The organism is Thalassospira sp. MCCC 1A02491 (genome assembly GCF_001613785.1).
Classification (GTDB): Bacteria; Pseudomonadota; Alphaproteobacteria; order Rhodospirillales; family Thalassospiraceae; genus Thalassospira; species Thalassospira povalilytica.
This window is the reverse complement of sequence record NZ_LPVX01000030.1, coordinates 86,039-106,350: the sequence shown is the minus strand read 5'-3', so window position 1 is coordinate 106,350 and position 20,312 is coordinate 86,039. Positions and strand designations below refer to the sequence as shown.

Below are 20,312 nucleotides of genomic sequence, written 5' to 3'. Positions count from 1 at the left end.
AATGCGATGTCGGCGCCAAACCGAAAGTCTGGCTGATGCTACGATATTCCCTTCTTGATCTTTGCCCGGTGAATGCGGGCGAACATCCCTCTGATGCGCTTCGCAATACACTTGATCTTGCCCAACATGCCGAAAAGCTTGGCTATCATCGCTATTGGCTGGCCGAACATCACAATATGCCCGGCATTGCCAGTGCCGCGACCTCGGTCGTGATGGCCCATGTGGCGGCGGGCACCAAAACCATCCGTGTCGGTTCGGGTGGGGTGATGTTGCCCAACCATGCGCCGCTGGTGATTGCCGAACAATTCGGAACCCTTGATGCGCTGCATCCCGGGCGGATTGATCTGGGCATCGGTCGCGCACCGGGTACCGATCAGCGTACCGCAGCCGCCCTTCGCCGTGACATGCACGGGTCCGAAGAACGCTTCATTCAGGATGTATTGCAGGTTCAGGCGTTCCTCGCCCCGCTCGAGGGCAATCCGCCGATCCGCGCCGTTCCGGGCTATGGATCGCAAGTCCCGATGTGGCTTTTGGGAAGCAGCCTGTTTTCGGCTGATCTTGCCGCGCGCCTTGGCCTGCCCTTTGCCTTTGCATCGCATTTTGCGCCTGACATGCTGATGGATGCGCTGTCGCTTTATCGTCACCGGTTCGAGCCAAGCGAACAGCTTGATAAGCCCTATGCGATTGCCGCCATGGGATTCTTTGCTGCTGACACCGACGAGGAAGGCGAATATCTGGCGACCTCGATGCAGCAGCAATTCCTGAACCTGCGGCGTGGCACGCCGGGCCAGTTACCCAAACCGGTCAAGGATATGGACGAAATCTGGAACCGGGTTGAAAAGGCAGGCGTTGATCATGCCATGCGTTATGCCGCAATTGGCGGGCGTGACACCGTTCGCAAGAAATTGCGCGAATTTGCCTATATGACCAAGGCCGATGAAATCATGGTTACCGCCAACATCTATGATCAGGCCGCGCGTCAGAAATCCTTTGCCATTGCCGCCGAACTGTTTGGTGAAATGAACGCACAGGACGACAATAAAGACTGCGCCTGATCACGAATTTACGCAATGCGATCAAGCACATCAAAACGCCGGGTTCCTTCCGAACCCGGCGTTTTGATTTCATCATACGAAATACCAGATTTCCACTACTTGCGCTTGCATCATAGCTCGGACAATATGCGCATCCCGTCGACGTCTTCGACGGCAGCCCCATTTTTTCAAAAGGTTATGGTGCGCCACCCATGAGCGACTTTTTGTTGGCCGCGTTGCCGATCGCAACCATCCTGTTTCTGATGATCAAGATGAACTGGGGGGCTGCGCGTGCCGGCGCGGCTGCATGGTTTGTCACCGCCATCATCGCCGTGTTTTTCTTTGGCGCACCAACCGACATGCTCGTCATCGCCCAGGCCAAGGGCGTGATGCTGGCACTTTATATCCTTTATATCGTCTGGGCGGCCCTGATCCTTTATTTCGCGGCCGAAGAAGCCGGTGCGATCAAAACCATCGGGCGTGCCATCCGGTCACTGACCGATGATCGACCGCTTCAACTGCTTATTCTCGGCTATGTTTTTGCAAGCTTCCTGCAAGGGGTTGCAGGGTTCGGCGTTCCGATTGCCGTGGTCGCCCCACTGCTTTTGGGCATGGGCTTTTCGCCGGTGCTGGCGGTTGCTGCCCCCATGATCGGTCATAGCTGGTCGGTGCTGTTTGGCAATATGGCAACTTCGTTTGAAGCATTGATTGGTGTGACCGGCATTCCCGGCACCGAACTGACCCATTATTCGGCGATCCTGCTTGGCCTGTCCGGCTTTACTTGCGGGGCGGCAGTCTTGTGGCTTGATGGCGGTTTTCGCACCATTCGTCGGCGGATTGTCCCGCTGGTTCTGATTTCGGGCGTGATGGGCGTCGTGCAATATTGCATGGCCAATTACGGTGTCTGGACGCTTGGCGGATTGACCGGCGGGATTGCGGGGCTTGTAACATCGATCATCGTCACCCGGTTCTGGAAATCCCATCCCGATGATGTCGCCGAACAGGTCCATGATGATCATGCCCACATGCCATTGATCGAGGCATTGACACCTTATCTGGTCTTTATCGTGCTGGTGACCGTGGCAACCTTTGCGCCGGGGGTTGAGGACTTCCTGGGCAAAGTCCGCTTCACCCTTGATTTCCCGGAAACATCGACTTCGCTTGGCTGGGTCATTGGTGCGGAAAGTGCCAAGGCGATTGCCATTTTCGGCCATCCGGGTGCGCTTCTGCTTTATACCGCGGCCATAAGCTTTGCCTTTTTCAAATTGCGCGGTCGCTATGATGACGGGATTGGCAAGCGGATCTGGCAACGCACGCTCAAAAGCGGCCTTCCGACCAGTATTGGCATGGTGCCGGTTATTGGACTTGCCATCATCATGGATCATGCGGGCATGACCTATGCCCTTGCCGAAGGTGGTGCCGCGATCTTTTCCGGTGCCTTTGCCATCGCCTATCCGGTGATTTCACCGGCAATCGGCGCGCTTGGTGCCTTCATGACCGGCAGCACCAACAATTCCAACGTGGTGTTTGGCATGTTCCAGCGTCATACCGCCGAACTTTCGGGGCTTTCCACTGCCCTGATCCTTGCCGCCCAGGCCACCGGGGCGTCGCTTGGCAGCATGCTGGCACCTTCCAAAATTCTTGTTGGCTGCTCAACTGTTGGCCTGTCTGGCAAGGAAGGCCCGGTGTTGTCGGTTGTCCTTAAAACCGGGGTGATCCTGACCGCGCTTTGCGGGTTTATGGCGCTTGGAATATTGCTGATTACCACCATGTACGGGGGCGCATGACATGAAACAGAAACTGTTTAACCCGGTCTTTCTGGTTCTGGCATCAATCATTCTTCCGGTTGCCAGCTTCGAGGCAATGGTTATTGGCAGCATCGCTGCCAGCGACATCCTGTTTGCCCTGATCTGCGCGGTCATGGCCCTGATCATTGTGCGCAAATAACAAACCCGCCGATTTAAAACCGGCGGGTCAGAATTGCAACTGCATCCGTTCTTATGGGCGGAATGTCGCCAGCTTTACCCCAAATGCGATGAATACCGCCCCCGTGGTTGCCTTGAGCACCCGCTGAAAACGGCCACTCCCGGCAAAACGGGTCAGTTTGGCCAGAAGCAGAATAATCGCCCCGAACCAGACGGCATTGATCGCCGCATGGACACAGACCAGCATGAAGGCTGCTGAAACCGCCCCTTCACCGGTCGGAATGAATTGCGGAAATGCCGCAAGATAGAAAATCGACACTTTCGGGTTCAGCGCATTGGTCAGGAACCCTTCACCAAACGCCATGATCAGGGTCCGCTTGCGTTTTGCCGGCGTGACAGGCCGCACCGTTTTCACCCCGCGCCAGGCTTCGCGCAGCGCCTTGAACCCGACCCAGCACAGATACGCCGCCCCCAACAGCTTGACGATCATGAAAGCCTGTGCCGATTGCACCAGAATGACCGAAATACCCAATATCGATAAGGTGCCGTGAATGTAAAACGCCGTGACAAATCCGGCGACATTGGCAAATCCGGCAGCACGCCCCGATGTCGGAACCGTTTTGGCGACCAGCACCCCGTTGGGCCCGGGTGACATCACAAGCAAAGATGTAACAAGTGCAAAACTTAAAATATGCGTCCAATCCATGGAACGACCTTTTCACACAGGAAAAATTAGTAGCAAATCATTTACCACCACTGATTGATAACCGCCACAAAAGAACTTCATGCCTTTTCTGCGAAACAGTTCAAATAATGGACAAAATAAAAATAAACTAAATTAGTAAAACATTATTTTAATTCGTAAAAATACGTATCATTTTTGGCAGTGACAACTCCGAGTTGTTCTAATAAATTTGACCCGGCACGCTAGGAAAGTAATCCAAGCACCGGAAATAGCTCTTAATTTTTGTCGTCTCAGAAACAAAGCCGGTTCGTGCCACTGGTGACACCAACAACAAGTTGCGGCAAACATATGAGACCATTTTTCATCGGTGCGATTCTGGGCTTTTCCACCCTGCTCACACCTGCCATTCAAACGACTGCACAGGCACAGAATTATACCGTCGGCGACAAATGGCAGCCCCATATCGACCTTGAAGGAAAACCGGGCACAAAACGAAGCCTCGGAGAAACTGACCTTTTCCTGCCGCTTTGGCAAGATGACGACACCCTGCTGTTTGGCAGCTTCCGCGCCCGCATGGATGACAATGACAGCCGCGAAGGCAACTTCGGCCTCGCGCTGCGCGAAATGTTAGATAGCGGCTGGAACATCGGTGGCTATGGCTATTTCGATCATCGCAAAAGCCCCTATGGGAACAGCTTCAACCAGGCGACCCTTGGCCTGGAAGCCTTGTCGTTTGACTGGGATCTGCGTGCTAATACCTATCTGCCTTTCGGGCGGACCGAACAATATGCAGATGAAGTGGCAACAGCCGACTTTACCGGTGCCAGCCTTGTCTATCGTGCAGGTATAGAACGCGCCATGAAAGGCTTTGATGCAGAAATCGGCTGGCGAGTACCGATCTTTGAGGACGATGCCAATCAGCAGCTTCGCATTTATGGGGGTGGTTATCGTTTTACCGATGATATTGCCAAAACCGTCCAGGGCCCGCGTGGGCGTTTTGATCTGACCTTTGATGAAACGCCTTTTCTCTGGGCCGGATCGCGTCTGTCGATCGGTGCGGAAATCCAGCATGACGATCCGCGTGGTACCCAAAGCTTTGCCTTGTTCCGCCTTCGTATTCCGTTGCAGAATTTTGGCGAGAAATCCAACCGCAACCGGCCAAAGCTCAATGCCATGGAACGTCGTATGACAGACCCCATTATCCGTGACGTTGATATCGTCGCCCAGGCTGGTGCTTTTGGTGCGCCTGAAACAATCACCAAGACCGGTGATGGCAATGATGTCGTTTTGGCATCGTCAGATACGACCATCGGAAGCAATCTTGATAACGTTGTAAGCGGAGCTGCCAACAACGCCACCATTATCCTGTCTGGTACCTTCACCGGTGCAAACAGCGTGATTGACCTTAAGGATGGTCAGACCCTGATGGGCAAGGGCCTGCTCCAAATTCAAACCCCGTCGGGCCGCACAGTCACCATTGAAACACCGGGCGCATCCATAACCACCGATGTCGCCCCCGCAACACTCAACGGTCGAAACACGGCAATTTCCATGGGCAATAACAGCCGCCTTGTCGGTGTGACCATCAATATGACGACAAACGCGGGCCTTGATCCGGTCGCTGTTCAAGTAGACGGCGCCACCAATGTCGAGATTACCGGCAACACCTTCAACATCACCGCCAACAACCAAGAAGCCGTCGGCATTTGGGTAAATGGCGGGTCAAGCAATGTCAAAATTCGCAATAACGCCATAAGCGCCAAGGTAACCAGCGGCACAGCGGCAACCTTTGGCCTTTTGCTTGGCGACAGCGGGGCTGGCAACTCAAGCAGCACCACGTTTTCGGACAACTCGGTTACTGTTACAAATGGCAGCTCGAACAATCTTGTTGGATATGGCGCCGGCTCCACCAACAATACGGTATCGGGTTCCAACAATACCGGCAACACGAACCAATGTAGTGGTGCCTCCTCGGATGGTTCCACCATCTCGTTCACCAACGGGACAAGCTGTTAAACAATGTGGTCCCGGCAATCCAACGCCATGGATTGCCGGGACCAGTTTCAGGTTCCGCGCACCACGACGCCCAGGTTTACCCGGACAATGACTTTGGCCGGGTATTTTGCACGCTTGATTGTTCTCGTTTTGTTCTATATTCTACTCGAATGCAAAACACACCAAGCCATAGAACCCCACAAACACCCTGCCCGGTTTCCGGTGATGGCTGGACCGCCCCGGATCATGATGATGATTTTCTTCCGCCCCGTATGCAAAAGGGACGCGGGGCGATATCAAATATTGATGGTCGATTTGAACGCCATATCCATCAGGCGGTTGATGACGGCTGGATCAGCCAGTTGCTTGATGACCAGCAACCGCCCCGCATTGCGACCACGCTGGGTATTGATGGTGCGCGTTCTGTCATCACCAAGAACCAAAGTCCTGATGTACCCTTTGACCGCTCGATCAATCCCTATCGCGGTTGTGAACATGGCTGCATCTATTGCTTTGCTCGACCGACCCATGCCTATCTTGGTCTGTCACCGGGACTGGATTTCGAAACCAGACTGTTCTGGAAGCCCGACGCCCCGACCCTTCTGCGCAAACAACTGGCAAGCAGGTCCTATGCCCCTGCCCCAATTGTGATCGGCACCAGCACCGATCCCTATCAGCCGGTTGATCGCGACAAGAAACTGACCCGCGATATCATCCGCGTACTGGCCGATTGTCAGCATCCTTTTTCGCTGATCACCAAAAGCGCGCTGGTGACGCGCGACATTGATCTGATTGCACCGATGGCGGCCCTGAACCGTGCGTCGGTCGCGGTATCGGTCACGAGCCTTGATCACCGGCTGTCCAATTTGCTGGAACCGCGCGCATCGGCCCCGCATCGCCGGCTTGAGGCCATCCGAAAGCTTTCGGATGCGGGCATCCCCGTCACCGGTCTGGCCGCCCCGATCATTCCCGGGCTTAATGATATGGAAATCGAAAAAATCGCCGCGGCCTGTGCCGATGCAGGCGCATCATCAATCAGCCATATCGTCCTGCGCCTGCCGCTTGAAATCGCCGATCTGTTTGAAGAATGGCTGAGTGCCCATTACCCGAACCGCAAGGACAAGGTCATGTCGCTGATCCGTCAAATGCGCGGCGGCGAACGATATCAGTCGGAATTTGGCAACCGCATGCGCGGCACCGGCCCGGTCGCGGATCTGATTGCCCATCGATTTGCCCTGGCCCGCAAGAAATATGGACTTACCGGCCGGTCACTGGACCTTGATTGCAGTGGGTTCAAACGCCCCAGCGCAGACGGGCAGATGTCGCTGTTCTGACACCTGCCCGTGATATATCGCACGTTCATCGCATCCCCGTTATCCAACGCGCTTGATCGCGGCATGGCGTTTCTTGCCAACGGAAAGCTGCAATAACGCCCAATCATCAAACGCGTAATTCAGGATGTGATGTTCCGGGTCTGTGATTTGCTTGTCATCAATCCGCACTGCCCCGCCTTCGACAAGACGGCGGGCTTCGCTGTTGGTTTTGGCAAATCCGGCCATGACAATCAGGGCTAAGATCCCGATGCCGTCCTTAAGCGCATGGGCGGTGAATTCCAGCGTCGGCAGGCCGTTAAGATCGCCATTCGCACCAAACACCCCGTTGGCGGCGGATTTCACGGCTTCGAGTTCAAATTCGCCATGGGCCAGACGGGTCGCCTCATCGGCCAACACGATCTTGGATTCGTTGATTGCTGCGCCTGAAAGCTGTTCAAGCTGTTCGATATCAAGCAATGGCAGATCGGTGAACAGCCGCAGGAAACGACCAACATCCCCATCCTCGCAATTGCGCCAGAACTGCCAGTAGTCAAAGGCACTCCACCGATCGGCATTCAGCCACACGGCCCCGGCGGCAGTTTTGCCCATCTTTACACCTGATGCGGTGGTCAGAAGCGGTGCGGTCATGCCAAACACCTCATTGCCATCAACCCGGCGCACCAGATCAACACCATTGATGATATTGGCCCATTGATCGCCCCCGCCCATCTGGGCCCGGCATCCGAAACGACGCGACAGTTCAAGGAAATCGAACGCCTGCAAGATCATGTAGTTGAATTCAAGGAAGCTGAGGCTTTCCTGCCGTTCGAGCCTTGATTTCACCGAGTCAAAGGACAGCATCCGGTTGACCGAAAAATGCCGCCCGATATCACGCAAAAGATCGACATAGCCAAGCTGATCAAGCCAGTCGGCATTATTGACCAGAACCGCATCGCTCGGACCGTCCCCGAAACGCAGGAACCGGCCGAACACCTTGCGAATGCCATTGATGTTTGCCGCAATCTGTTCGTCGCTCAGGATCGGGCGGGCTTCGGACCGGAAACTGGGATCGCCGATGCGGGTCGTACCACCACCCACCAGCACAATCGGTTTGTGACCGTGGCGCTGCAACCAGCGCAATGTCATGATCGGCAACAGATGCCCGACATGCAGGCTATCAGCAGTGGCATCAAACCCGATGTAAACCGGCACGGCCTCTTCACCGGCAAGAATACGATCCAGCCCGGCAAAGGACGTGCATTGATGGATGAAACCACGCGCATGCAGCGCAAGCAACACATCGGATGCAAAACCGTTCTGGGTTACTTCGCTGGCATTTTGCGGGGCGGCTGGTTGGTCAACAGGTTGGGATATCGTCATGTCGGTTTTCCTTGATGGTGGGGCCACCTCGGGCAAACCGGTTTATGGAAAAAACAAAGGCCGCCCTGGGGCAGCCGGTCTTGGTTTTATAAAAACACGTCAACAGGCGCCGCACTATGTGTGCAGCGGATAATACGAGTTGAACTGTGCAAATACGTTTTCCATGCCCAAATGCATATGGCGCAAATCCGGATCGGTCAAGCGTGTTTTGCAACACGCCCCGAAACAGAAACACCCGCCAAAGGATGGCGGGTGCGTGATTACCTGATGAAACCGACGGAGTGTCCTGTGTCGCCAGCCTTAGCTGACAACCAGTCTTAGCTGACAACGCGATAGCGCGCATGCAGGGCCGGATTGTTGTTCATCATGGTTGCACTGATCATCGGTTTGCGTGCGACGTCGTCCGACTTTTCGGCGGCCTGAACCGCACTCAGATCATCCTGGCTGAGATTTCCATTTTCCGTCAGCGCCAGATCGCGTGCGCTTTCAAAGAAGCGCAGACCGCGCTTTTCCATGACATAAAGGGTCTCACCACCCCACTCCCCGGTCCAGACAAGGCCAGAAAGGCCTTCCATTTCCTTTTCAATCCGGGCCGGTGAAATCGGCATCCCAAGGCAGGTGGTCAAAAGAAATGAAAGTTCGGCCGCCGTCACCCCGTCTTCACAGCATTCTTCGGCCAGAACCGACATGACCGCCATGGTCACAACCCGAAGCGACACCTTGCTGGTTTCCAGACCCGGGAAACGGTTTTGCTGAAGTTCGACAATGTCGTTGGCAATCCGGTCAACATCCCCGCGGATAACATATCGCCCGCGCCAGACACGACAGCTTGTTCTGACTTCCCATTCACGCATTGTTGGTCCCACCCGTTTTTATCTGTCCCAATGCAAAAACGATACATCACCCATACATATAGTCAATACATTTATCGACATTTTGTATCATTTTCGACATTCCGTTTGAAACCACTGATATCCAGCCCTTGAGACAGCAAAACCGTCGTCACCTTCCACCGGATCAAGATAACCACGCGTCACAGCGACATGAAAATCGCGGCTGAAATTTCGCGGCATGCGAAGATGTTCCTGACGCCGCAAGACACGGCGAATATCATCGCGCGTCACAATGGCCCGTCCTTCGCGATAATGCAGCCAGATCGCCGCAATCAGAATGGTTTCGGCAAAACCGCGCGGTTGCAGACGCCCGACCAGATCCCCAAGCGCCCCCATGAAACTGGTAATGAATGCACCGGGATCAATATCCATCGACGCCACAAGCCTGTAACCGGCATCAAACCGGTCAGACTGCTGGTGATCGCCATACTCGTCCACCACAACCGATGCCGGATCAGCAGCTTGGGGATTAGTTGCAAGGGAACCAGATGCCCCGTTCGTTCCGGCCGGGAATGCACCATCAGCAAAGGATGCGCCATCAGAACCGGCAGGAATACCGTCGTGCCGAGCATTGCCGGAATGCGCAAAATCCACCCCCGGAGTGGACACCGGCGCGGATGCCGCAGCGGTCCCCGACGCGGATCCCGGAACAGGAACAGCCCCCGAAGCCGACCCCACCCGGGCTGCCGGTGAGGTTGCCATTGAACCCGGCGCAGTCATCCCCTGCGCCGCCGCGGGCATCCCGGGTACGGTCGACGCCATTGCCGGTGCCGGCTGCCCGAACAGGGCCGCCATGACCACAGGCAACCGTGCCGGCGGGATCGCACATTCAAGATCCACCGGTCCGAAATCGCCCTCGCCCGTAAGTTTGACGTGAATTATTGCTGCCAAGGTTGCTGCCACTCCTGATTTACCCAACCAGATATCATACAAAATGTATAAATTGCAACCTTTGATCTTTATTTTACGTAACAATCACTACATCTCAGAAAATCCGGTCTGGCAAATTTGATCTCGACAACACCCCCGCCGATTGCCCACCATGCCAAAATTGTCGACCGGCACAGCCTGGTGCGATTTCCCATGCGCAATCTCGTGCATGAAATTGCCCCGCCCGTAAGCAGATCGGCACAGAAACGCCACCACCAGGGGATCGAGACCATGACACGCCTTTTGTTTCGCGAAGATGCCTATGCCAGAAGTTGTGATGCCACCATCCAAAGTATTTCGGATCGCGGCATCGAACTTGATCAGACCGTTTTCTATGCCACCGCAGGCGGCCAGACTGGCGATATCGGCACCTTGAAAACCGCATCGGGTGATTTTCTTCCGGTCGTTACCACCGTCAAGGATCGCGAAACAGGTCGCATCCTGCACATCATCGATGAAAACCATCCGCTTCCGGGCGTTGGTGACGCCGTCACAGCGGAACTTGATTGGGATCACCGCCATAAACTGATGCGCTTTCACACCTGCCTGCATCTTTTATGTGCCGTGATCGAAGGCGACGTTACGGGTGGCAATATCGCAGCACATAAGGCACGCCTTGATTTCAATCTGCCCGACAGCGCACTCGACAAGGATGAAATCACCGAGAAACTGAACGAACTGATTGCCCGCGATGCCGATGTCTATGACGGTGAAATCAGTGTGGCCGAACTTAAAGCCAACCCGGAACTTGTCCGCACCATGTCGGTTCAACCACCCATGGATGGCAATTCGATCCGCACTGTTACAATCGAAGGCATCGATTTTCAGCCGTGTGGCGGCACCCATGTGCGCAAAACCGGCGAAATCGGCCCGGTTTCTGTGGCAAAGATCGAAAAGAAAGGCCGTCAGAACCGGCGGATCAACATCGTTTTCGCCAGCTGACATCAACAATATCGGATCATTGAGCGCATCAGGGCAACAGTTTGGCGAAAATCACGCCAAGGTGCAGGACTGCCGGTTGCCAGTTGCCATTCCTGCCATTACAAATTTGCCATTAGAATTTTAACGACAAGAAGTCACAAAAGACCATCAGGACCCCATAACATAATGATCCCGGGACCAACCGGGATCGTGCAATACCCACCACATTGCCAACCGGAGCTTGTCCATGAATAACCCACTTTCCGCCCATGTGGCTGACGCCCTGGTTTCCACCCAGTGGCTGGCGGATCACCTCGACGCACCAGATGTGCGCGTCGTGGATGCAAGCTGGTACATGCCAGCCGACAATAAAAATGCCCGCGAAATTTATGACGCCCAACACATTCCAGGCGCCGTCTTTTTTGATATTGATGAAATTGCCGCTGACGACAGTGCACCACTGCCGCACATGATGCCTGATGCCATCAAGTTTTCGGCCAAGGTCCGCAAACTTGGCCTTGGCGACGGCGTGCGGATCGTTATTTACGGTCAAACCGGTTCTGCCCTTGCTGCTTGCCGGGCCTGGTGGATGCTGCGTCACTTTGGCCATAATGACGTGGTTGTTCTGGATGGCGGCCTGCCGAAATGGCTGGCCGAAGGCCATCCCGTGACCGATGCACCAACGCCGCCGCGCGAACGTCATTTTACCGCACGCGCCAACAGCTTCCTGTTGCGTGAAATTGATCAGGTGATGTCAAACGTCACGACAAAGCGTGAACAGCTTGTCGATGCCCGTGCGGGCGAACGGTTCCGCGGCGAAGTTGCCGACCCGTGGGGCAAATCGGGCCATGTTCCGGGCTCCTTCAACCTGCCCTTCAATGTGCTGTTGAATGCGGATGGCACCTTTAAGGATGCCGCCGAAATCCGCGCTGCCTTCGAAGATGCCGGTGTTGATCTGGAAAAGCCGATCGTTACCACCTGCGGATCGGGTGTCACCGCCTGCGTTCTTGCCATGGGTGCCTATATTGCTGCCAACAAACAGGTCGCGGTATTTGACGGCTCCTGGGCGCAATGGGCCACCACCGAAGACAGCCCGGTTGCCACTGGCCCTGCATGATTGCAGCCCGGTCAAACCCGACCAGTCGGGTTGATCACATATTTAAAGTATCGAGATTTAAAGCATCGAGAGTTTGATATGCCTGCTGCGTCACAATTTGGTTCCGGTTTTCCTGACCCCGATCGGAAAACACCCGGTGACGAAGCAGGCATCATTCTTGAGCAGCTTAAATCCCCGACCCGCGACGATATCGCCGCAATTACCACATTGTGGATTGCAACCGGCCTGATCCCTGCCATTCGCGACGCCAGGCAAGATATCGAGAACTGCATCAATGCCGATCATGGCAGTCTGATCATCGCCCGCCACCCGTCAACCCGCCAGATCATCGCCACCATGATGACCGGTCATGATGAATTTCATGGCTGGATCCATTATCTGGCCATTGCAGCGGATGCGCAGAATCTTGGCATCGGGCGCGAACTTGTCACCCTGGCCGAAGATATCCTGCGCGCCAGCGGCCTGTCAGAAGTCCGCGTCACCATCGAAAATGCCACAGCGGGTGATTTTTACGCCAAACTCGGCTATGACTGGCATGACAACGCCACCCGTCCGGAAACAACGGACAACAGTCAAAACATGATCATGCGCAAGAGTTTAGACCAATGACCCCATCCAATCCGCGCAAGCTGGAAGTTGTTGTAAGCTTCCTTGAAATGCAAAGCCCGCCTGACCGCCCGCCGGCAATCATCCCGCCGGGCAAGGTCGCGGTCATCCGGGCCGAAGACCCCACATTGTCATTTTACCGCTACCTTTATAATACGGTCGGTGAACCGTGGTTGTGGTGGCAACGCCGCCTGATGAGCGATGATGAACTGGCCCCGATCCTGGCAAGCCCGCATACCCATGTGTATGTGCTGTATGTCGCCGGTGTGCCGGCCGGCTATTGCGAGCTTGATCTGACCGGCCTTGAAAATGACGGGGTCATTGACCTTCATTATATGGGCCTGATCCCGGAATTCATCGGCAAAGGCTTTGGCAAATACTTGCTGGACTGGGCGATTGACACGGCCTGGAGCCTCAAACCATCGCGGATTATCGTAAATACCTGCACACTTGATCATCCAAGTGCATTGGGGGCTTACCAAAAGGCAGGCTTTGTTGTATACGACCAGCGAACGGATATTGTTGACGATCCGCGCGATGTCGGGCTGATCCCGCATATTGATCATCATGTTGATCGTGATGGCCAATCTGGTGGTGACGCGCCTGATACCGGAAGTGGGCCGGAAAATGCAAATAATGCAGATTCTGGAACTTTGGTCGTTGACTTTCCCGACCGCGCAAGGTAACAAGCGCGCCTGAGTTTACCCAAGCCAGAGGATGATGACCCATGGCAGTGCCAAAGAAAAAAGTGACCAAGTCCCGTCAGGGCATGCGTCGCTCGCATGACAAGCTCGCCAAGGGCTCGTACCGCGAAGACAAAGAGACCGGCGAACTGCATCGCCCGCACCACATTGACCCGAACACCGGTATGTACCGTGGTCGTCAGGTGGTCGAGCCGAAGATGTAATTCCGTCCCGGAGAGCTCCTGCTCTTTGGCGGTTTGCGACGCTACAAAATTCCGCGCCACCTGATTTCAGATGGCGTCTGGTTTAAAAAGGGATGAAGCCCAACGGTTTCATCCCTTTTTATTTGCCCAACACACAAACAAAAACGCGCAAGGATACACCCTGCCCGTCGCATGATCAGCCTATGGCGATTTCGCCCTATTTGATGCCGTCGGTTCCGGTGCCACAGATGATCACACCAACCCTGCCCGGATCATCCACCCCCAGACGGTCCGTCATGATCGCGGCAATCCCGGCAGCAGCCGAAAGTTCGACTGCGATCCCCAAATCCTTCCAAAGCCAGCTTGCCGCCTTTTGCATTTCCTCGTCACTGACAAGGGCGATGCGATCGACATTCTTGCCAATCAGGTCGATATTCAGTGCCGATGACTGACGCGGCGCCAGACTGGTGGCCGCTGTGTTCACGCTTGGCAAGGTCACGACTTCGTTGGCCTTGATGCTTTCAAACAGGGTGGCAGCCCCGGTGGGTTCCACCCCGATCACCCGGATCGATGGCCGCAACAGGCGCGCCGCCGTTGCCACACCGGAAATCAGCCCGCCGCCGCCAATTGCGACAACTAGCGTATCAAGATCAGGTTGCTGCTCGAGAAGCTCCAGCGCGATGGTGCCCTGCCCTGCAATTACCTTGGGATCGGCAAAGGGATGGATATAGGCCATGCCGCTTTCACGCGCATGATCCATTGCGGCCCGGTTGGCGTCATCCCAGACCGCCCCGATCAGGGCAACATCAACGCCCTGTGCACGCAGCTTTTCGACTTTCGGCTTCGGGGTATTGGTTGGCAAAAAGATTTTGACCGGCACACCAAGGGTCCGCGCCGCATGGATCACCCCCATGCCATGATTACCACCCGATGCCGTACAAAGTCCGACCGATCTTTTTTCGGCATCAAGGGCGAGTGCCGCATTCATGGCGCCACGCGCCTTGAAAGAACCGGTGACCTGCATGTTTTCAAGCTTCAGGAACAGCTCCGGCATATGTTTAACACCGCCAAAAGCCGCATTGTCGGCAAAGCTTCCGGCCGCGAAAACCGGCGTCAAACGCATATGATCTGAAATTGCGCGGCGCGCAGCACGGAAATCCTGAAGATCGATCACGGGGCCCCCATTTGAAATCGTTATTTGATGCCCCGGCAGAAGGATTTCCCGAACAGGGCATTTGACAGAAATAACCCGGATCACTGATTTCACAATGACTTTTGCGCAAAAATCCTTGAAGGACGCCCGCCAAGATGGTTTGTCTTAACCCTAATAAAGCGGCATGAAACGACCATGTGCCAGACAGACGATCAAGGAGATGCACCACCAATGTCCGCCAAAAGCCCCAAAAAAACGGCAACCCGACTGGTTCACGCCGGACGCCGGTCCAGTCAGTATCACGGCGTGGTCAACCCGCCTGTATTGCACGCATCGACCATCCTGTTTGACAGCCTTGCCGAACTGGAAAAGGCAGGTGCGTCTGCACCGGGCAAAGTCACCTATGGCCGTCACGGCACCCCGACCCGCTTCCTGCTCGAAGAAGCGGTTGCCGAACTCGAAGGCGGCTTTGGCACGCTTTGTGTGTCATCGGGTGTTGCGGCCATCACCAATTCGATTTTGGCCTTTGTCAAACCGGGCGATCATATTCTGGTCACTGACAGCACCTATTATCCGACTCGCAATCTGTGCAATACCTTCCTTAAGAAGTTCGGGGTTGAAACCGAATATTATGACCCGACCATCGGGGCGGATATTGCCGGTCTGATCCGCGACAATACCGCGCTTGTCTGGTGTGAAAGCCCCGGCTCCCTGACTTTCGAGATGCAGGACATTCCGGCGATTGCCGATGCCGCTCATGCGCGCGGCGTCAAGGTGCTGCTTGATAACACCTGGGCGTCTCCGATCCTGTGCCGTCCGTTTGAACTGGGGGTCGATGTTTCGGTTCAGGCCGGCACCAAATATATCGTCGGTCATTCGGATGTCATGATGGGCACCATTACGACCGCCACCGAAGAAGACCTTCTGACCATCAAAAAACAGATCATCATTTCCGGTGACGCGATTGGCCCTGATGACTGCTATCTGGCACAGCGCGGTCTTCGCACCCTTGGGGTGCGCATGAAACAGCATCATCAAAGCGGTCTTAAAGTCGCCAACTGGTTGCAGTCACGCCCCGAAGTCAAACGCGTTCTGCACCCGGCCCTGCCCGATGATCCGGGCTATGCCATCTGGAAACGCGACTTTTCGGGCGCCTGCGGCCTGTTTTCCTTTGTGATGAAACCGGTTTCCAAGCCGCAACTGGCCAATATGGTCGATCATATGGAACTGTTTGGCATGGGCTTTAGCTGGGGCGGATTTGAAAGCCTGATCCTGCCATCGGACCCGACCAAAATCCGCACCGCCACCAAATGGGACGAAGACGGCCAACTGATCCGCCTTCATATCGGTCTGGAAGATCCTGATGATCTGATTGCCGATCTTGAAGCCGGGTTCGAACGCTTGAAATCCGCCTGAAGCAAGTTTGCCCCAAACAACAAACGGCGCGGTAACTTCCGCGCCGTTTTCTTTAAAACCAATTCTGTCGGGTATGGCATTTCAGGAACGCCGCAACCCCATCATCACGATTGAACTGATCACAAATAAACCTGCCGCTGAAATAACGATGCTGGGCCCCGCAGGCGTATCCACATGCCATGACATGGCAATCCCCGCCAGAACCGCACCCGTACCAAACAATGCCGCTCCAATCGCCATCTGTTCCGGTGTTCTGGCAAAGAACCGCGCACTGGCGGCCGGGACAATCAGAAGGGCCGTGATCAGCAACACCCCGACAATCTTGATCGCCAAACCGATGACAAGCGCCATCAGCAACATGAAAATCAGGCGCAGCCGTTCGACCGGAATGCTTTCGGCCGCGGCAATTTCGGGACTGACTGTCAATGCCAGCAACGGCCGCCACATCCAGATCAGACCGGCAATGGCAAATGCCCCGCCACCGGCCATAAGCCAGATATCGCCCATGGTAATGGCAAGGATATCGCCAAACAGATAGGCCATGATATCGACGGCAACACCCTGGACAAAGGCCAGCGCCACCATGCCCAGCGCCAATGTCGAATGGGCCAGCATGCCCAGAACCGTGTCACTGCCGATCTTTGATTGCCGCTGTCCATAGGCCAGAAGCAGTGCACTGGCAAGACAGGTAGCAATCATGCCAAGCCGCACATCCACCCCGATCAGAAGGCCAAGCGCAACCCCGAGCAACGCCGAATGGGCCAGCATATCGCCAAAGAACGCCATGCGCCGCCAGACGATAAACGCCCCGAACGGACCGCAAACACAGGCCAGAAGAACCCCGCCAACAATGGCCCGCAAAAGGAAATCATCGATCATTTTGCTGTGTCTGCCTCTTTGTGCGCATGTGCATCGCCATGATGGTGGTGGTGTCGATGGTCGTCGTGATGGTGATGGGAATGGTCATGCGAATGGTCATGCCCGCATCCGCCAACAACATGTCCGGAAAGATCATGTTCATGATCATGTTCATGGGTATAGATACCGATTGCATCGGCTTCGCGCACACCAAACAGCGACCGGTATTCCGGATGCTGGCGCACGGTTTCGGGCTGCCCCGAACAACAGACATGACGGTTAAAACAGACCACCTGATCGGTTTTGGCCATCACCAGATGCAAATCATGCGAAATCATCAGAACCGCGCAATCAAGTTCGCGGCGGATTTCATCAATCAGACGATACAAATCGGCCTGCCCGCTGACATCGACACCCTGCGTCGGTTCATCAAGTACCAGCAATTCAGGACGCAGCAAAAGGGTCCGCGCCAGCATCACACGCTGCGCCTCGCCACCGGAAAGGCTGCTCATTTGCGCATCAATCACATGGCTGGCACCGACCTGTGCCAGGACCTGTTCACAATCTGAACGGCTTGCCGACCGGGTCAGGGTCAGAAAACGCTTCACTGTCAGCGGTAAAACCTGATCAATTGCAAGCTTCTGAGGAACATAACCCACCCGAAGGCCCGGTTTGCGGATGACATCACCGCTATCGGGCTTTTGCAAGCCCAGCAATGTTTTGACCAATGTCGATTTGCCCGCACCATTTGGCCCGATCAGGGTAATGATTTCGCCTGCACGGATGGAGATTGATACCTGATCGAGAACCCGCTCGCCCCCGAATGACAGGGTAAGCCCCCGCCCCTCAATGAGTGGCGCAGTCATGGCACAGCCCCTTGATCTCGACCGTGGTTGCTTCGATGGTGAACCCTACACCACGTGCGGCCTTGCGCACGGCATTGCTCATGTCTTCATTCACGGCCTCGGCCACACGGCCACAATCGGTACAGATGAAATACTGCCCCAGATGTTCACAATCGGGCCGATCACAGCCGAAATAGGCATTAAGCGATTCAATCCGATGCACCAGACCAAGTTCGGTCAGGAATTCCAGCGCCCGATAGACCGTTGGCGGCTGCACGCGCTGCCCTTCGGCAGTCAGCGCATCAAGTAGCTCATAAGCCGTCACGGCCTTGTGCGACTGCCAGATCAGGGTAAAGACCTTGCGGCGCATATCGGTAAAGCGTGCATTTTCCGCATCACAGACTTTTTCGGCCTGCGCAAGTGCGCTATGCACACATCTGTCGTGATCGTGGCCCTTTTTCGGGAAAAGATCGCTCATATCTGGATATCTCGTCTCGCTGGCTGAACGCTTTTGATCCAATTGATTTCCCAAAAGCGCCAAAAAGCCATGGCATCTGATGAAATGTTATAATATATCATTTTCTGACGTGCCGAACATAAAAAGTCAACCTTCATCGACCGGAGCATCCCCATGACGGCTGCCAACCCGCAAATTGCCGATAAACTCAAATTCAATGAAAACGGCCTGATCCCGGCAATCGCCCAGCAGCATGACACGGGTGAAGTCCTGATGATGGCCTGGATGAACCGTGATGCGGTGCTTGAAACCCTTGAAACCGGTCGGGTATGCTATTTCTCGCGATCGCGCGGCAAGCTCTGGCGCAAGGGTGAAAGCTCCGGCCAGGTGCAGAAACTTGTCGATTTCCGCTATGACTGCGATCAGGACACCGTCTTGGTACAGGTCGACCAGCTTGGCGTTGCCTGCCACACGGGACGTCGCAACTGTTTTTATTTCGCCGCCCGCGATGGACAGGAAGTCGTGATTTCCGAACCGGAAGTCTCGGTCGATGAATTGTACGGCAAGAAATAAGACAGAAAACAAGACATATACGACATGGCCATTTCCGACGAACAGTTTGAACGCATTGCCACCACCGTCATTACCGGCTTTCTGGGTAGCGGCAAGACCACCCTTCTGAATGCCCTTCTGACCCAGGACGGCATGGACAGTACAGCCGTCCTGATCAATGAATTTGGCGAAATCGGGCTTGATCACCTTTTGGTGCGCGAAGTCTCCGAAGATGTGGTGTTGCTGAATTCCGGCTGCATTTGCTGTTCGGTGCGCGGCGATCTGATTTCGGGTCTGCGCGATCTGTTTGTCAAACGCACGCGCGGTGAAATCCCGGCCTTTGACCGGGTGATCATTGAAACCACGGGGCTTGCCGACCCGGCACCGATCCTTCATACGCTGATGACCGATCCGCTGCTGACCACCAAGTTCCGTCTTGATAGCGTTGTGACCACCGTGGATGCCATCCATGGGTCCGGGCAGCTTGACCAGCACCCCGAAAGCGTCAAACAGGCCGCAGTCGCCGACCGTATCCTGATGACCAAATCCGATCTGGCCGATGATACGACGCGCACCGCCCTTGAAGCCCGCCTGCGTGCCCTGAACCCCGCCGCCCCGATCTATCAGGTGATCAATGGCGATATCGCGGTATCCAAACTGTTCAATGCCGGCCTTTATGATCCCGAAACCAAAAGCATGGATGTGCAAAAATGGCTGCGTGACGAGGCCTATGACCATCACGGGGATGAGGCCCATGACCGCCACGATCACAGCCACGATCACAGCCATTCCCGCGATGATGCACATGACCACGGTCACGATCATCACGGCCACAGTCACGACCACAATCACGACCACGATGTGAACCGCCATGACGACCACATTCAGTCATTCTGCATCACCTTTGACGAACCGCTGCATTGGGATGCCTTTGTCACCTGGGCCGAGATTTTTACCCAGATGCGCGGCGAAAGCCTTTTGCGCGTCAAGGGCATCCTGAACCTTGTCGGTGAAGACGCCCCGGTCGCCATTCACGCCGTCCAGCATGTTTTCCATCCGCCCGCATCGCTTCCGGCCTGGCCCAGTGATGACCATCGATCAAAAATCGTTTTCATCACCAAGGATCTCGGTCCCCAGGTCATTCGGGAGTCCCTTTATCACCTCAATGCGGCGGTCAGCGAAACCGGGAACACAGCACCGACATCATAAGTTGATCCGGTTTGAGCCATATCAAGGATATCGAACCGTTTCCGGTGCAGATTGGATCTTGGCTTGATACAGCCTCACTCTAAGTCCTGAACTTCGGGCGACCCGACATACCCGGTCGCCCTTTTTCTTTTCAAAAA

Annotated in this window: 21 protein-coding genes; 13 read left to right on the top strand and 8 right to left on the bottom strand. The window is 55.2% G+C overall.

All coding sequences use genetic code 11. The features are described from left to right. The first annotated feature begins 35 nt into the window (after nt 1-35). From AUQ42_RS11955 to AUQ42_RS15805, 3 genes are all read left to right on the top strand, one after another. The gene (locus AUQ42_RS11955) at nt 36-1,055 is read left to right on the top strand and encodes an LLM class flavin-dependent oxidoreductase (RefSeq protein WP_068519308.1); all 1,020 of its coding nucleotides are present in this window, start codon (nt 36-38) and stop codon (nt 1,053-1,055) included. Between the two features lie 191 nt (nt 1,056-1,246). Continuing rightward, complete coding sequence (locus AUQ42_RS11950; protein ID WP_068519307.1) at nt 1,247-2,821, top strand: L-lactate permease; 1,575 nt, start codon at nt 1,247-1,249, stop codon at nt 2,819-2,821. Nucleotide 2,822: 1 nt separating this feature from the next. Then, nucleotides 2,823-2,981 carry a hypothetical protein gene (locus AUQ42_RS15805; protein WP_156480881.1) on the top strand — a complete coding sequence of 53 codons (159 nt, stop codon included), beginning with the start codon at nt 2,823-2,825 and terminating at the stop codon, nt 2,979-2,981. A 51-nt stretch (nt 2,982-3,032) separates the two neighbouring features. On the opposite strand, the gene AUQ42_RS11945 is transcribed toward AUQ42_RS15805, so the two are convergent. Continuing rightward, the gene (locus AUQ42_RS11945; RefSeq protein WP_068519306.1) at nt 3,033-3,665 is read right to left on the bottom strand and encodes a LysE family translocator; all 633 of its coding nucleotides are present in this window, start codon (nt 3,663-3,665) and stop codon (nt 3,033-3,035) included. Between the two features lie 327 nt (nt 3,666-3,992). Here AUQ42_RS11945 and AUQ42_RS11940 point away from each other — a divergent pair, with 327 nt between their 5' ends. Together AUQ42_RS11940 and AUQ42_RS11935 are read left to right on the top strand one after the other, a co-directional pair. Beyond that, the gene (locus tag AUQ42_RS11940; protein WP_068519305.1) at nt 3,993-5,660 is read left to right on the top strand and encodes an inverse autotransporter beta domain-containing protein; all 1,668 of its coding nucleotides are present in this window, start codon (nt 3,993-3,995) and stop codon (nt 5,658-5,660) included. A gap of 251 nt (nt 5,661-5,911) precedes the next feature. Continuing rightward, nucleotides 5,912-6,973, top strand: coding sequence for a PA0069 family radical SAM protein (locus AUQ42_RS11935; protein ID WP_369813524.1), 1,062 nt, complete (start codon nt 5,912-5,914; stop codon nt 6,971-6,973). A 39-nt stretch (nt 6,974-7,012) separates the two neighbouring features. On the opposite strand, the gene tyrS is transcribed toward AUQ42_RS11935, so the two are convergent. From tyrS to AUQ42_RS11920, 3 genes are all read right to left on the bottom strand, one after another. Next, the gene (gene tyrS / locus AUQ42_RS11930; RefSeq protein WP_082817833.1) at nt 7,013-8,332 is read right to left on the bottom strand and encodes a tyrosine--tRNA ligase; all 1,320 of its coding nucleotides are present in this window, start codon (nt 8,330-8,332) and stop codon (nt 7,013-7,015) included. 317 nt (nt 8,333-8,649) lie between these two features. Next, entirely contained in the window at nt 8,650-9,186 is a 537-nt protein-coding gene (locus AUQ42_RS11925; RefSeq protein WP_068519303.1) for a hypothetical protein, read from the bottom strand. Nucleotides 9,187-9,273: 87 nt separating this feature from the next. Further along, entirely contained in the window at nt 9,274-10,116 is an 843-nt protein-coding gene (locus AUQ42_RS11920; RefSeq protein WP_156480880.1) for a DUF4194 domain-containing protein, read from the bottom strand. A gap of 270 nt (nt 10,117-10,386) precedes the next feature. Here AUQ42_RS11920 and AUQ42_RS11915 point away from each other — a divergent pair, with 270 nt between their 5' ends. The 5 genes from AUQ42_RS11915 (at nt 10,387) to rpmF (ending at nt 13,706) form a co-directional block, all read left to right on the top strand. Further along, nucleotides 10,387-11,097 carry an alanyl-tRNA editing protein gene (locus AUQ42_RS11915; protein ID WP_068519410.1) on the top strand — a complete coding sequence of 237 codons (711 nt, stop codon included), beginning with the start codon at nt 10,387-10,389 and terminating at the stop codon, nt 11,095-11,097. 226 nt (nt 11,098-11,323) lie between these two features. Next, the gene (locus tag AUQ42_RS11910) at nt 11,324-12,193 is read left to right on the top strand and encodes a sulfurtransferase (protein ID WP_068519301.1); all 870 of its coding nucleotides are present in this window, start codon (nt 11,324-11,326) and stop codon (nt 12,191-12,193) included. Between the two features lie 78 nt (nt 12,194-12,271). Next, nucleotides 12,272-12,802, top strand: coding sequence for a GNAT family N-acetyltransferase (locus AUQ42_RS11905; RefSeq protein WP_068519300.1), 531 nt, complete (start codon nt 12,272-12,274; stop codon nt 12,800-12,802). Beyond that, nucleotides 12,799-13,485 (top strand): GNAT family N-acetyltransferase, encoded by a 687-nt coding sequence (locus AUQ42_RS11900; RefSeq protein WP_068519299.1) that lies wholly within the window; start codon nt 12,799-12,801, stop codon nt 13,483-13,485. Before AUQ42_RS11905 ends, AUQ42_RS11900 begins: the two co-directional genes overlap by 4 nt. 41 nt (nt 13,486-13,526) lie before the next feature. Continuing rightward, nucleotides 13,527-13,706, top strand: a complete 180-nt coding sequence (rpmF, locus tag AUQ42_RS11895; protein WP_007090029.1) for a 50S ribosomal protein L32 — start codon at nt 13,527-13,529, stop codon at nt 13,704-13,706. Nucleotides 13,707-13,902: 196 nt separating this feature from the next. Here the strand turns inward: rpmF and AUQ42_RS11890 are convergent, their stop codons facing one another. Beyond that, on the bottom strand, nt 13,903-14,859 hold the full coding sequence (locus tag AUQ42_RS11890) for a threonine/serine dehydratase (protein WP_068519409.1): 957 nt from the start codon (nt 14,857-14,859) through the stop codon (nt 13,903-13,905). 210 nt (nt 14,860-15,069) lie between these two features. Between AUQ42_RS11890 and metC the strand changes: the two genes are divergently transcribed. Continuing rightward, nucleotides 15,070-16,254: a cystathionine beta-lyase gene (gene metC, locus AUQ42_RS11885; RefSeq protein ID WP_068519298.1), complete on the top strand. Its 1,185-nt coding sequence runs from the start codon at nt 15,070-15,072 to the stop codon at nt 16,252-16,254. Nucleotides 16,255-16,335: 81 nt separating this feature from the next. Here metC and AUQ42_RS11880 read toward each other — a convergent pair whose 3' ends face one another. From AUQ42_RS11880 to AUQ42_RS11870, 3 genes are read right to left on the bottom strand one after another with little or no spacing between them, the layout of a single operon-like run. Beyond that, the gene (locus AUQ42_RS11880; protein ID WP_170310146.1) at nt 16,336-17,133 is read right to left on the bottom strand and encodes a metal ABC transporter permease; all 798 of its coding nucleotides are present in this window, start codon (nt 17,131-17,133) and stop codon (nt 16,336-16,338) included. Then, complete coding sequence (gene znuC, locus AUQ42_RS11875) at nt 17,130-17,978, bottom strand: zinc ABC transporter ATP-binding protein ZnuC (protein WP_068519297.1); 849 nt, start codon at nt 17,976-17,978, stop codon at nt 17,130-17,132. The genes AUQ42_RS11880 and znuC overlap by 4 nt, the downstream gene beginning before the upstream one ends. After that, nucleotides 17,959-18,435 carry a Fur family transcriptional regulator gene (locus tag AUQ42_RS11870; protein ID WP_068519296.1) on the bottom strand — a complete coding sequence of 159 codons (477 nt, stop codon included), beginning with the start codon at nt 18,433-18,435 and terminating at the stop codon, nt 17,959-17,961. Before AUQ42_RS11870 ends, znuC begins: the two co-directional genes overlap by 20 nt. Nucleotides 18,436-18,588: 153 nt before the next feature. Between AUQ42_RS11870 and hisI the strand changes: the two genes are divergently transcribed. Beyond that, on the top strand, nt 18,589-18,987 hold the full coding sequence (gene hisI / locus AUQ42_RS11865; protein ID WP_068519295.1) for a phosphoribosyl-AMP cyclohydrolase: 399 nt from the start codon (nt 18,589-18,591) through the stop codon (nt 18,985-18,987). 24 nt (nt 18,988-19,011) lie between these two features. Next, the gene (locus AUQ42_RS11860; RefSeq protein ID WP_068519294.1) at nt 19,012-20,175 is read left to right on the top strand and encodes a GTP-binding protein; all 1,164 of its coding nucleotides are present in this window, start codon (nt 19,012-19,014) and stop codon (nt 20,173-20,175) included. The last annotated feature ends 137 nt before the right edge of the window (nt 20,176-20,312 follow it).

Coding starts and splice junctions, on each gene's coding strand:
- AUQ42_RS11955 (WP_068519308.1), top strand. CDS start 36: ATGCTACGATATTCCCTTCTTGATCTTTGCCCGGTGAATGCGGGCGAA.
- AUQ42_RS11950 (WP_068519307.1), top strand. CDS start 1,247: ATGAGCGACTTTTTGTTGGCCGCGTTGCCGATCGCAACCATCCTGTTT.
- AUQ42_RS15805 (WP_156480881.1), top strand. CDS start 2,823: ATGAAACAGAAACTGTTTAACCCGGTCTTTCTGGTTCTGGCATCAATC.
- AUQ42_RS11945 (WP_068519306.1), bottom strand. CDS start 3,665: ATGGATTGGACGCATATTTTAAGTTTTGCACTTGTTACATCTTTGCTT.
- AUQ42_RS11940 (WP_068519305.1), top strand. CDS start 3,993: ATGAGACCATTTTTCATCGGTGCGATTCTGGGCTTTTCCACCCTGCTC.
- AUQ42_RS11935 (WP_369813524.1), top strand. CDS start 5,912: ATGCAAAAGGGACGCGGGGCGATATCAAATATTGATGGTCGATTTGAA.
- tyrS (WP_082817833.1), bottom strand. CDS start 8,332: ATGACGATATCCCAACCTGTTGACCAACCAGCCGCCCCGCAAAATGCC.
- AUQ42_RS11925 (WP_068519303.1), bottom strand. CDS start 9,186: ATGCGTGAATGGGAAGTCAGAACAAGCTGTCGTGTCTGGCGCGGGCGA.
- AUQ42_RS11915 (WP_068519410.1), top strand. CDS start 10,387: ATGACACGCCTTTTGTTTCGCGAAGATGCCTATGCCAGAAGTTGTGAT.
- AUQ42_RS11910 (WP_068519301.1), top strand. CDS start 11,324: ATGAATAACCCACTTTCCGCCCATGTGGCTGACGCCCTGGTTTCCACC.
- AUQ42_RS11905 (WP_068519300.1), top strand. CDS start 12,272: ATGCCTGCTGCGTCACAATTTGGTTCCGGTTTTCCTGACCCCGATCGG.
- AUQ42_RS11900 (WP_068519299.1), top strand. CDS start 12,799: ATGACCCCATCCAATCCGCGCAAGCTGGAAGTTGTTGTAAGCTTCCTT.
- rpmF (WP_007090029.1), top strand. CDS start 13,527: ATGGCAGTGCCAAAGAAAAAAGTGACCAAGTCCCGTCAGGGCATGCGT.
- metC (WP_068519298.1), top strand. CDS start 15,070: ATGTCCGCCAAAAGCCCCAAAAAAACGGCAACCCGACTGGTTCACGCC.
- AUQ42_RS11880 (WP_170310146.1), bottom strand. CDS start 17,133: ATGATCGATGATTTCCTTTTGCGGGCCATTGTTGGCGGGGTTCTTCTG.
- znuC (WP_068519297.1), bottom strand. CDS start 17,978: ATGACTGCGCCACTCATTGAGGGGCGGGGGCTTACCCTGTCATTCGGG.
- AUQ42_RS11870 (WP_068519296.1), bottom strand. CDS start 18,435: ATGAGCGATCTTTTCCCGAAAAAGGGCCACGATCACGACAGATGTGTG.
- hisI (WP_068519295.1), top strand. CDS start 18,589: ATGACGGCTGCCAACCCGCAAATTGCCGATAAACTCAAATTCAATGAA.
- AUQ42_RS11860 (WP_068519294.1), top strand. CDS start 19,012: ATGGCCATTTCCGACGAACAGTTTGAACGCATTGCCACCACCGTCATT.